This window comes from Natrinema amylolyticum (assembly GCF_020515625.1).
Lineage (GTDB): Archaea > Halobacteriota > Halobacteria > Halobacteriales > Natrialbaceae > Natrinema > Natrinema amylolyticum.
In genome coordinates this window covers 549,097-561,976 of record NZ_JAIWPJ010000001.1, presented here as the reverse complement: position 1 = coordinate 561,976, position 12,880 = coordinate 549,097, and the positions used below count along the sequence as shown (strand labels likewise).

7 protein-coding genes are annotated in these 12,880 nt (G+C 56.4%); 5 read left to right on the top strand and 2 right to left on the bottom strand.

Annotated elements, in window-relative coordinates; all coding sequences use genetic code 11:
- Positions 1-44: 44 nt before the first annotated feature.
- Positions 45-842 (top strand): helix-turn-helix transcriptional regulator, encoded by a 798-nt coding sequence (locus LDH66_RS02845; RefSeq protein ID WP_226479562.1) that lies wholly within the window; start codon positions 45-47, stop codon positions 840-842.
- Between the two features lie 451 nt (positions 843-1,293).
- Positions 1,294-1,692 (top strand): DUF7576 family protein, encoded by a 399-nt coding sequence (locus LDH66_RS23210; protein ID WP_425492881.1) that lies wholly within the window; start codon positions 1,294-1,296, stop codon positions 1,690-1,692.
- A gap of 71 nt (positions 1,693-1,763) precedes the next feature.
- Here the strand turns inward: LDH66_RS23210 and LDH66_RS02840 are convergent, their stop codons facing one another.
- Positions 1,764-2,696 carry a hypothetical protein gene (locus tag LDH66_RS02840; protein ID WP_226479561.1) on the bottom strand — a complete coding sequence of 311 codons (933 nt, stop codon included), beginning with the start codon at positions 2,694-2,696 and terminating at the stop codon, positions 1,764-1,766.
- Positions 2,697-3,528: 832 nt separating this feature from the next.
- Between LDH66_RS02840 and LDH66_RS02835 the strand changes: the two genes are divergently transcribed.
- From LDH66_RS02835 to LDH66_RS02825, 3 genes are all read left to right on the top strand, one after another.
- The gene (locus tag LDH66_RS02835; RefSeq protein ID WP_226479560.1) at positions 3,529-4,479 is read left to right on the top strand and encodes a midas domain-containing protein; all 951 of its coding nucleotides are present in this window, start codon (positions 3,529-3,531) and stop codon (positions 4,477-4,479) included.
- Positions 4,480-4,791: 312 nt separating this feature from the next.
- Complete coding sequence (locus LDH66_RS02830) at positions 4,792-5,652, top strand: midas domain-containing protein (RefSeq protein WP_226479559.1); 861 nt, start codon at positions 4,792-4,794, stop codon at positions 5,650-5,652.
- A gap of 782 nt (positions 5,653-6,434) precedes the next feature.
- Entirely contained in the window at positions 6,435-7,235 is an 801-nt protein-coding gene (locus LDH66_RS02825; RefSeq protein WP_226479558.1) for a hypothetical protein, read from the top strand.
- Positions 7,236-9,167: 1,932 nt separating this feature from the next.
- On the opposite strand, the gene LDH66_RS02820 is transcribed toward LDH66_RS02825, so the two are convergent.
- Complete coding sequence (locus LDH66_RS02820) at positions 9,168-12,848, bottom strand: PAS domain S-box protein (protein WP_226479557.1); 3,681 nt, start codon at positions 12,846-12,848, stop codon at positions 9,168-9,170.
- Positions 12,849-12,880: the final 32 nt, after the last annotated feature.

Genomic DNA, 12,880 nt, shown 5'->3' with positions numbered 1-12,880 from the left:
ACAGCTATCCGATCAAACGTCGTCGGTTTAGAAGAGGGGGCAGCATGACCACAGACACGGGGCTTGATACGGACGAGGCACTCGACACGATCTTGCGTCGAGCGTCGGTGATCGAATGCCTGATCGATGGTCCGAAGTATAATCGGGACATCCGCGACGAACTCGACATCTCCCGGTCGACCGCTTACAAGGCAGTCTCCGAACTCGAAGAACAGGACATCGCTCGACGCTGTGACGAGGGGTACGAACTGACCGTACTGGGACAGCTCCTGTTCGATCAATATCGCCAGTTCCACGGTCGTGTCGAAGACATCTGCCGTCCCGGTCGGTTGCTCGCTGTGCTCCCTCGAGGGACCGAGATCCCGTTCGTGTTCCTCGACGGTGCTGCGGTCTCCATCTCGAAAAAACACGCTCCGAATCAACCGGTTCACGAAATCGAACGGGTCATCGACGAGGCGTCGACGGTGAAAGGAACCGGGCCAGTCGTGCTGCCGAGCTACGTCGAACTCTTCTCCGATCAAATCGTTTCCGGAGAACTCGAGGCCGAACTCGTGTTCGAGCGGCCGGTGTTCGATCATCTGCGGACCAACTACGAGGAGGATTTCAGTGCGGCGTTCGAGAGCGATAACCTCAGTGTCTGGGTGACCGATGCAGAACTCCCGTTTGCGCTCCTCGTTATCGAAAGTCCATCACAGAAGGCCGCGATCATTATCTATGATAGCAGCGGAGACATCAAGGGCGCTATTTTGAACGATACCGAACAGGCGTACACCTGGGGAGGGAAACAGTGGGAGCGGTATCGGAACAGCGGAGTCACACCCCCGACGGAGACGGACGAGTAAATAAACGGTCTCGAGGGTCAACCGATTCGAGACGCCGAATGCGTCTTTCCACCGAGCGAAACAGTCGGTTTCGTAATGGAGGGATTCCGGCTGAATCCCGTGCAGTCGACGCAGAGCCGCCCGAAATGGCTCTGCTGTTCTGCCGTTTCGTGTGCTGAAATCGCTGATTTTCGAGCACGCCGATATCCGATCGGAGCCTGACGTCGCTCGTTTCTCTGCCCTCGCGGGAATCGTTCGAACGGTCCTGATACGTCTCGTCTCTCGTGGGCATCTCGAGCGCGATCTTCCCGTCAGACTCTCGCTCCACTTTCCGGTCTTCGAGTTGATCACGACTATCGAGCGATCAGACGACAGCGCGATTCGGGAACGGTCGTGTCGGATTTACCCTCTCCCTCGAAGCTGGACCTCGGAACATCGCCTCGAATCTCTGTAGCGGTAGCGGCTCTCGCCGATGCAAGTCGTGAATTCCGGCACGTGTCTGGCGGTTGAACGGTCGCACGGAACGAACGTGTCGGACGGCGAATCACGATTCGAACCGCGAAACATCGTTCGATATGCAACACATCGTGCGCGACGGGAGCCGCGTGTGACCCGTGAAAGTCAGGGAGTAACAGCCCGTCTCTTCGAACAGGCCCGGAGCCTGATACCTATGATAACCCGTACAACGAGGAAAATCATGAACGATGGTGATCAGAATGTTGCGAACGAGTCCGTAGAGAAATGCGCGCGCTGCGGCGAACGTATCGACGTGAACAAGTGGCATACTGCGACGATGAGACAGTTAGACGAGGGAGAGATACGAATACACTCCTTCTGCAGCGAGAGCTGTCGCGATAACTGGGAGGGGTGAGACGGTCTGGATTCGACACAGTGGTCGTCACGAACCCCACTCAGGGAGGCAGTTCTTCACGTCTGCGGTTTTCAGGAGGATCTCACTGGGTTCGAAACTGCGTCTGACTCCGTCGTGAGCGAGTCCATTGCGGCGGCGAGTTCATCGCGCAGGTTCTCGGGTTCGCGCTCTAATTCTCGGAGGGCGGCTCGGTACGGCGTCTCGGCGTATTCGAACGCCTGGAATATCTCCGCGAGTTCGTCCACGATTTCATCGAGGTCGTCGGACGTCTTTATCAACCACAGGACGGGCGTCTCGATACCGTTACGAGCATCTTGCCGTACGTCACGTATATCGTCGAACAGGAGATAGTGCGCCCTGTACGTCTCGAGGTCGCTCACGATACGGCTGGCGGTCCCGTCGTCGACGTCGGAGCGATACGCGGGAAGCTGACCGAACACGGAGATGTCTCGCGCCCGGGAGGCGTACGAGAACCGCATCAGTTCCATTGCACGCTCCGGCGAGGTGATTTCGTCGAGTTCCCGCTGGACGGTGCGTTCGATCGTCGGAATTCGCGCGGTCTCGACGAGATAACTTACCACCGCCTCGTGGATCTCCGCCGCGTCATCGGGGATGCTTTCGAAGGACAGGAGACTCGCGAACGCGATATTGACGGCCAACTGAAGTCGATACTCACTGTGAGACTGGGCCGAGTCGATGAACTCGTCGAGCATCGTGACGAGGACATCGAGTCCGACCATGATACGCTGGAGTTCGTGTCTGTCTTTCCGGTCGAGATACGGGTCGTAAGCGACGAGTGCGGGAACTGTCCGCGACGGCTTCCGGTCGCTGTTCCAGAGATCCAGCGGCAGGTACAGTTGATCAGCGACTGGATCGACGCCGAAGTCAGCGGGTGGCTCTCGACCGATCCCGTCATCGTGGGCGTCGACATCCCGGATGAGCGAGTAGTAGACCGCTCTCACTTCATCGGCGATCGCTGAAATCCGTCGTGGGTCATGGCTCATATTCGCTGGAGTAGGAGGGTACTGATGCGTACATGTTTCCGTAGATTCCGTACGATCATAAAGTTTCGATTACCCATCGGTTAGGTGGTTACGGGCGGTTCACCCACCAAATTCGACAGGTTTCGGGACCGGATAGTCGACTCTGGCAATCGTCTCTGTCCACTTTTGATCCCGATTTCGTCGCCGTCGTGAACGTCCCGACCTCGGTACTCGAGGGAACGTACGCGGCCGGCGTCGGCTCTAATCCTCGGCCCGGTGATCAGCGTGACTGACCGCGCCCTCCCTTCTACCGTGTGACCCGTGTCCGAGACCGGGAACTGATACAGAGAGAGCGACCGTGTCCGTCGCTTGCCCTGCGCAATTCGCTATTGCGGCGGCGAGTGATGACGAGAGACGACTACGGACTGTCAACAACAGGTCCTCTCATCCGGATCAGACACGTCGAGCGAATCGAAATCGGATTTCGAAACGGGAGGACAGCCACGTCCGTTGATGTAATCAGGGCAGTACTCCAGCGGAGTCTGCGTGATTCGGTAACGCGATCGACCTTCAGACCGGGCTGACGCACCGGTACGTCGCCCCTATCTGGCCCGAGGTAGCGAGAAGGGCCAGTCGACTCTGCCATGCTGTCCCTTCGACTATCCCGGTGAACGGTCGGATATGAGATAACGAGTCGGTAAGGATCTCTCTCGAGGGTTACGACCTTACCAATGATTAATTCGATGACCAATCAGTTGCCTTATCTTTATGGGCGTGTGATCGGTAGTCTCTGGTACAGTCACAGTCCGGGATGACCGCCTCCCTGCCCGGAATCTGTGACGACCACCTACATATGAATCGAACGACACAAACTGTACTCGTGACGCTCCTCGCGCTGACGGTGACCGTCGGCATGATGGCGATACCGGCGGCCGCCCAAGACGACGGGGTGGATATCGAGGACGACGATTCCGACATCGAATTCGACGGTGACGATGCGGACGTCGAGTACGATAACGTCGATCTGGAATCCGAGAACGATCGCGAAACGGTCGATGCCGAAGTCGGTGACACCGAGATCGATCAATCCGACGGTGACGCTGCAGTCGAGGCCGGTGATACCGACTTCGAAAGTGAGAGTGACGGCGACACCGTCGATCTCGAGGCCGCCGATACCGAGATCGATCAATCCGACGGTGACGCTGCAGTCGAGGCCGGCGACACCGACTTCGAAAGTGAGAGTGACGGCGACACCGTCGATCTCGCCGCCGGCGACACCGACATCGAGCAAGACGGTAGCGACGCCGAAATCGACGACGACAGCCTCGATTACGAGGTCAACGACGGCGTCGACATCGAGACGGACGGTGTCGGAGGCGTCGATCTCGACCTCGAGAGTGACGAAGTCGAACTGGAGACCGACGAACACGACATCGAACACACCAGCGACAGCCTCGAGGTCCGGAACGGCGACACGGACTTTGAGAACGACGAATTCGGCGTCGAAGCGCTGACCAGCGACGCCGACATCGAGCAGGCTGAAGGCGAACTCGAAGCCGTGACGAGCGACGTCGACTTCGAGAACGATCCCACCGGCGTCGAAGCGTTGACCAGCGACGCCGACATCGAGCAGGCTGAAGGCGAACTCGAAACCGTGACGAACGATGTCGACTTCGAGAACGACGACCGCGAACTCGAACTCGAGGACGACGTTAGCATCGAGCTGACCGACGACGAGCTCGCAGTCGAGAACGGCCGTGACATCGAAACCGACGGTGAAAACGTCGAGGTCGAGGACAACTAACTAGCCGACGATCGGCTGGTCCCATTTTATTTTATCGGCGGATCGATCCGACGGGCGACGGCTCTCTCCGGAACGGATAGTACCGGTTTTCGAGTGACGGTATCACTCTGTTAGCGTACGACGATACAATACTCTCCCGTTCGAGCGGTGACACCCGAACCGAACAGTAATAATCCTGTTAATCAGATTTGATTATATTACTCACATCACGCCCGTACGTCAATAAAAGTATTATACCGAGTTGGGGTGTACCCTGAACGGATCCGGTTCGTGGCTCCATCTCTGTGATGGAAGCCGTCCGAACTACCCGCTATGAACCGAACGATACTGACTGCGTTCGTTGCCGTTCTCGCACTGACAGTCGGCACGGCGGTACCGACAACTGCCATCGACGAGGGAGAAATCGAAAGCGACGATGTAGCGGTCGGATTCGGCGGGGAAGCGGCGGAAACCGAAGACGATGCCGACGTCGATTTCGAACGTGAGGACGGCCGCGACGTGATCGACTTGGAAGTCGGGGACACCGAGATCGAGCGGGACGACGACGCAGTCGCTGTCGAAGTCGGCGGCACCGATTTCGAGAGCACCGAGAACGGAGCAGTCGTCGAACTCGATGCCGGCGACACCGAGATCGAACGGACCGGTAACATCGCCGAGGTCGAGACCGCCGATATCGACTTCGAGAGCAAAGGTACCGGGAACGTCGTCGAGATAGAGACCGACAGTATCGAAATCAAACAGAACAACGGCAGTGTCGATATCGAAGACGATAGCATCGATTTCGAGGTCGACAGCGATGGCAGCATCGACCTCGAGACCGACGGTGCTGGGCCGGTCGATATCGACGTCACCGGGGACGAGATCGAGATCGAGACCGACGATCACGACATCGAGCGAAGCGATGACGGACTCGAGGTCGAGACCGACGAGATAGATTTCGAGAACGATGCATCCGGTGTCGACGTACTGACCGCCGCCGCCGATATCGAACAGAACGGCGATGAACTCGACGTTACGACGCGCGACGTCGACTTCGAAAACGATATTTTCGGCATCGACGCGCTGACCGCCGATGCCGACATCGAACTGGATGGGAACGGACTCGACGTTACGACACGTGACGTCGACTTCGAGAACGACCGGAACGGGCTCGACATCGAGACAAGCGACTGACCAGCCAGTCGTTCGTCCGAGCCCGTTTTCTTCTCCGAGTAATCGTAATTATCCGAGACCGATAGTTGCGGTCTCATTGGGTCCGTTGCCGAGTACTCATGTGTTGCAGTAACCCCATTCTTATAGAATTCATTGAATGACATATAGTAGCCACTGAAAGTCAATGCACACCCGATCGCACGACGGCTGTGCGATCGGCGTGTAAATCGTTTCAGTTGTTACTATAGTTGCGGTCCAGAACGCGATCACACCTCTGATCCGAGAACTGTAATGACCATACATGAACCGAACGATACGGCTCGCGCTATCCACGTTTTTCGCGCTCGCTGGTCCGTTCGGTATGGTGATATCGGCGGCAGCAGGCGGTGGTACAATGATAGTTCAGAACGAGACGACCAGCGACGGAGTCGCTATCGAGAGCGAGGGACCGACAGTCGAACGGAACGAATGCCGATGTCGAAATCGCGGACACAGTTCGCGACACGCGGACGATTCCTGTAGGGGGTTCTTTGCATCAGTCATCGAGGCCGTTGTGTAACACATCACCAAAACTCCCGGGTGAGTCCCGTACTCTCGATTCGACCTCGATTATATATGGTTTCACCAGTAGCGACGACGAAGTGTCTGTGACGTAACGTACTATCGGACCAGTCACGGCATTACCGCGCGTATATCGGCTGACTAATACGTTGTCTGAGATTTAATTGGGTTCGGCCCATATGAAGAGATAGCATCCACGAGTCTGGGTAGACGACGATACGTCCAGGCTAGGAGAACACAAAATGAGGCGAATACGAAACCGACTACTGGTCATGCTAGTCGTTGTAGCAATCGTTGGGGCAGTGATACCGACTGCTACGGCCGCGGACGACGTAGACATCGATGCCGAGGACTTCGAAGTCGAACACGAAGAAGAGTGGGCCGAAGTCGAGAGCGACGATCTCGATTACGAGCGGGACAGCGATCGGGTCGAGGTCGAGAAAGACGGGTACGAGATCGAGCGGGACGGCGATATCGTCGACGTCGAAACGGACGAATTCGAATACCAGCGATACAACGGAACGATGGATTTCGAGACGACTGACGGGGCCGTCGAGATCGATCGAAGAGATTTCGGCGTCGAGATCGATTTCCTCGGCATCGAGATCGAGCAGGTCGGTGACGAACTCGAAGTCACAGACGATAGCATCGACTTCGAGAACGACGGCCGTGACGCGGATGTCGAGACCGACGACTACGACATCCAACAGTCCGCCGGTGACGCCGAAGTTGAATCGGATGCGCTCGACTACGAACTGACTGACGACGAGTTCGAGTTCGAGACCCGCCAGGGAACGGATATCGATGTCGAAGTCAACGGCGACGACGTCGATATCGAAGTCAACGGACAGGACCTCGAACAGCTCGGCGAGGAACTTGACGTCGAGAGCGACGACATCGACTTCGAGGACGGGGACGGTCGCACCGAGTTCGAAACCGACGACTACAATATCGAACAGGAAGACGTCGCGCTCGAAGTCGAGACCGCCGATTACGACGTCGAGAGCGATGACGAAAGTATCGACGTCGAGACCGGCAACTGAACGGAAACGGCCAGAGAGCGAGCGACCGGACGCGATGCGTGATGAGGCACACGACCGTCGTCCGTGAGCGAGTGGATCCAGGAGAAAGAGTAGGAGACACGGATCCGATTTCCCTCTCCGCACGGATCGCAGAGACTCGACTGTCCCGTGTCCCGAGACGCGCCGGCAGTCTCCATCGGCTAGTCCGCCCCTCGAGGAAGCCACAGAACCCCGTCGCTCTGCCTTCCGAGAGCGGCCAATCGGTTTCTGTCGCTCTGCTACCGAGAGTACGGAGGATGGATCACCGTCTGACTCTCTCCGTGTGCGGTCGCGTCTGGACTGTTGGTGGCGGTTCCGCTACGAGTGAATCGGTGTTCGTCGACCGTATTCTTTCGATTCATTTCTGTCGCCGGTGCAGGAATCGGTCGAGAGTAGATGGGCAACCGGTCTCACGTCCTCGAGTAGACGGCGACTGGTAGGACGTCCGTTCTTCCCTGGGGTTCGCCTCACTCGGGTAGCCATCCGCTCCGGGGGCAAACGGATATCCTCGAGAGAACACACTATCTGAACTCTTGTGAAAGTCAGTTTCACCAATCATACGGTAGATCGCTGTGGGTTTACAAACATAGGCGCGTAACTGGAGAGTGACCTGGTTACGGGTTAGTCAGTTGGTTTTTGTCGTGGTCACGTCTGTCAACGAACGAAGCGTGACGAAGGCGCTGGTTCAGCACCGCTGTCCGAGATGAAATCTCGTTCGGCGGAACAGTCTGCAACAGGTGTTCGCGGACGAGACCACCCTTGCATACCGTAATTTCCGTTTTCTGCTTGTATTCTCTGGAGCCGATACCAGTGACGAGATGGTAACATTCGAACCTTTCGCTGTACGAGTGTTCCTGACCCGACGTAAACATTCTACCCCTAAACTAGGGTGAATACACTCGAACGGATCTCTCGGCTTCGCTAACCGGCTCCGCCTGTAGATGTATTCGTGGTATTGTCCGATATCGGCAAGGGAGTAACGGCGTCACCGATAGCGGGCGCAACGAAACTACTCGTCGTATCCGACCGCGATCAGGTGTTGCCGGCTTCCGATCGAGTTCACACCGTTTGCTGTCGCTCTCGGGCGCTTCGTTACCGGCGGATCGCTTGATTCGAGGATATCCACTCTTCAACAGCAGTGTAGTACGCTGTCTGATCTGCTCTCGGATCGGTTGACTGTCATCTCAACTGTCTATCCTCTCATTTGAGTATCTACGTTACAGTTCAACGAAGCGATTAGAGCGGGAATCGAAAGCGAGGATCTGTGTCGAAGATACCCACACTGAGACGACTACTGTGGGTGAGAATAGCGTCGAAGTAGATAGCATAATACCAATAATATTCCACTACTGGTCCGCCAGCTGTCGTAGCCACCGAAACGATTTACGCACTGATCGCGATGTTGGCACGCGATTCGGTGCGCCTCGACTTTCAGTGGCTACTAAAGACTGCGAAGTGGCGTTCACCAGTCGTTCCCGTCTCCGTTCCCACCATCTCGCGTGCGTCCGAATCGGCTCGAGTAGCCGAACGGCTGTCACTGGATTCTCTCGAGGGCAACAGCATTCGTCGAACTGATCCAGCGAGTATGCTGCCGTTCGTCGTAGATGACGACTTCCCCGGCCTCGGTGGTGAAAGAAACCAGATACTCGAGCGAGTCGGACTGTACGGCGTTCGTTTTGCACAGTGAATCTCCATCGTGTCCCTCGTGGTGCATTGGTTCTCTCACAGGTAACGAAATGGCTCTCAGCGGAAAAGGAATCTAGCCTAGTCACGTAAGCTAGTACCACCGAGGCTCGTCGGTACTCGTTTTCGCAGGTACTGCACCGTCCCGGAACCCCACGAGAACCTCCGAACGACTACGAATGAGGGGACTATCCCCACAGTCCGTGAATATCGACCGATGGGGAGAGACTGTCACTGCAGTTCGGCTCGGCTGCTTTTGTCTTCGAAGAAGACTGAGAGGAGTTTGCGTTCTCCCGTGCGGAGGTGCTGGTGAAGCGTTGAAGAGGAAACTCCCATTGTGTCAGCGAGCTGTTCTGCAGTGACTTCGCGTGGCCAGTCGTAGTACCCGGCAGCGTAGGCTGCTTCGAGCGTCGCCTGCTGTTTCTCGGTGAGCTCTGCCTCGACGGTATCGTGAAAGGTACTAGCCGTCTGTACGGAGCGTTCGAGCTCTCGCTTGGCTACCAGGTCGACATCTGTGAACATCGATTGCAAGGACTCGGCCATTTTACGAACGCTAGCGCTCGATGGGACCTCAAAAACCAGGGTCGCTTGCCCGTTTTCCGAGACGGCCGACTGGAGAGTGGCACTCATCTCCATGGAGAGGGTAACTACTGACCGCGCTGTCGTGGTCTGAAGTACGAATCCGTCGTCTCGCTCGGAATTGATCTCCGCCGCTTCGATCATTTCCGACTCTTCGGCCAACTCGAGGACCGACTCGGGGTCTGCGTTTTCGATCAGGTGATAATTGATGGATTTCTCGTCCGGGAGCGGAACCGAACTGGTGAGTAGACAGCGACAGTCGAGTTCGTCAGTGAGTCGGATGTAGAACACCTCTGGATCGGCGACTTTGAACTCCAACTCGACGATCTCGTCCGACAACAGTAGTTCCCGATTTTTGGTGGCATTGATACCGAAGCCAGTCATCTTCCCGAGAGCTTCGAAACCTGCGATCGTATTCTCGCTGAATACGTCCTCGCGTGTGGTCGTCACGACGAGGACGCCGTATGTCCGTTCACCGTATCCGAGGGGGACCGTTGCGATCGCTTCGAACGTCTCGGTTCGCTCCCCGGAGTCACCTTCTGTTTCGGAGTTACTGACAGAATATTGTCGGATGATTTCGGCATCGCCGGTTTCGATTGCCTGTTGTACCGTTCCCTCACCGAGCATCGAAAGTGGCATTCTGTTGAGCACCTCTCGATACCGCTCATCGATACCAGCACTCGCGTGAAGAACGATACGATCGTCAGGGACATCGAGCCCGCCTATCCACGCACTCTGGAACAGTTCCGAATCGACAAGTTGCTCACAGATCATTCGTTCGAGATCATCGCGAGTTGCTGCTTCATCGAGTTGCGTTCCGATCGCCTGAATGAGTGTGTTAATTTGATCCAACGTTTCGAGCTGGTCTCGTTGCTGCCGCAGTTCGTCGGTGCGGTTTCGGAGCAGCCGATTCCGTTCCGCCTGGGCAATCGCCCTCTCGATTGTTACCGAGAGTAACTCTGCCATCTGGATGTCGTGATCGTCGAACGCGTCCTCGAAGTCGGCAACGACACTGAGAGTGCCATACGCTCCGATAGGTGTGTGAAGGGCCGTGTACTTCGATTCCGAGTCGTCGTGATCCGTGTCCGACCGTTCGTTGAGTACCGTCTCCTCCCGCCGCAGTGCGCGACCGGCCTGTGTTGCTTCCAGATCGTATGCCGTACGTGATTCCAGCAGTTCCCGTGCGTCGTCCGTCAGCGCGGCGATTTCGAGGCTATTCGTTTCGTGATCGAACAGCCGAACACATGCGACCTGAAATCCGAGGATCCGCTTCACTGCATCGGTCCCCGCTCGAGTAATCGTCTCGCGATCGTTACTCTGCATGAGTTCGCCTGCGACCTGATTCAGCGATTCGAGTTGTTGTTCCCGTTCCTTCCGCTCAGCGATGTCTCGAATGACACAGATCAGCCCAGTTCCGTCGAGAGTAGTCACCGAGAGTTCTTGGGGATACGTCGTCCCGTTAGCTCGCCTTCCAGTGACCTCTCCTCGCCAGTTCCCTTGATTCCAGACCGCGGGAAGAATACTCTCGTTCAGCCGGTTGATCGCGCTCTCGTCGTATAGATGATCCCACGTTTTTCCGAGCAGCTCAGTAGAGTCATCGTACCCGTGCATGGTAGCGTAGGCGTCGTTGACGTACATGTATCTCATCTCATTGTCGAGAATCGCCATTCCGTCCATCGCAGCGTGCATCGCTGTTGACTGTAACTGAGCCATCTGTTCGCGTTCGAGACGATCGAATGCGGCCTCTGCACACTGCGCCACGACGCCGAACAGATCCCGGATCGCGGGATCGAAGTCATCGCCAGTTGCTGCGCCGACGGCTAATAGGCCGTGCTCGCCTAACGGTTTGACCAGACGCGCATCGAGCGGCATCTCCGGGTGTGCTGCTTTCTCTACCGTTCCATAGTCGTCGATAAGCCGTGCCTCCCCTTCGCGGAAGACCTCCATCTCGACAGTACCGTCTTGTATCGGTGTCAGCGTTCCAGAGTCGTCGTTCGCTTCGGCTACCGATCGTGCTTTCTCGCTCCCTGCTATCGCCCGAAGCACTTCCTCGTCGGGTTCGTATGACCAGACGCTGCTAAGCGGACGATCAAGCACCTGTTCGATAGTCTCGACGACGATGTCGGCGATGTCGTCCTTGGTTTCCGTGATTACCAACTGCTGACACGCCTCGTTGACGGCTCGGAGCTGTCGAGCGTATTCCTTTTGCTCGGTGATATCCGTGTAGATGCCGTACGCTCTTCCCGTCTCGTCGTCATCGGGGATCGGGACGGCGCGTAACAAGAAATCCCGTGACCCACCAACGGTTCGGCGTGTAACTTCCGTCTCGACGTCTTCCTCCTCTTCGAAGACGCGGTGGACAATCGTCTCGTGGGAGAGGGGCTCTTCCGCCTGTTCAGGAACGAGAACGTTCTTGAGGGACCGATCACGGACCTCCTCCGCGTCGTATCCGAACACTTCTTCGAATGCCGGGTTGACTGTCAGGATAGTCGGAATATCATCCTCTAACTCTACCTCAATGATCGGATCGTTCGTGTTTTCGAACAGTGCCGCCAATCGATCTCGATCGTTCTGGAGTTGCTGTTCACGTTCTCTGCGTTCAGAGACGTCCCGGATGCTTACGAGGATATGTGGCTGATCACCGAATTCGATCACCGACATAGTGATCTCTGCAGGGAGGACCTCTCCGTCAGCGGTGTAGCAACGGAGTTCGTCAGTCCGGCCGTTGCCGTCTTCGAGTACCTCCTCTGTAATCGAGTGAAATAATTCCTGTTCCTGCGGATGAATCTCTGACGGATCGAGATCCAGCAATTCATCGCGTGAATAGCCGAGTAACTCGCAAGCATGACCGTTCACTTCTTTGAAACCACCAGCCTTCGGATCAAAGATCAGTATCGCGTCGTTGGAGTGTTCTAGGATGTTCTGGAAACGATTTTCGGCAGCTCGTACTGCTTCTTCTTTCCCCATCCTTTCTGATATGTCATGGAGAGTTAATATGACGTACTGACGCTGACTGTATTCCGTCGTCTCGACTTCTATCGAGACGGGAACTCCGTAGCCGTCGGCATGGCGGAGTGTCGTTTCGATGGGAGAGCGGGTTGCTTCCTCGTTCGTTTGATCGGAGAGGTCTTCGAACGGTACCGCTCGTTTTTCCGAGAGAAGTCGGTCGAACGAACGATCGATCAACTCCGTCGGTTCGTACCCCAGGAGGTCGTGAACGGCCGGATTTGCGAATACTATTTGACCCTCCACATCGAGAGAGAGGAGTCCGTCAGCGGCTGAAAGTGCCACTTTCTGTAGGAACTCATCCCCCATCGTGGACGCAGCAGCCATGTCAACAAGGTACAAGGGCTGGTTATAAATAA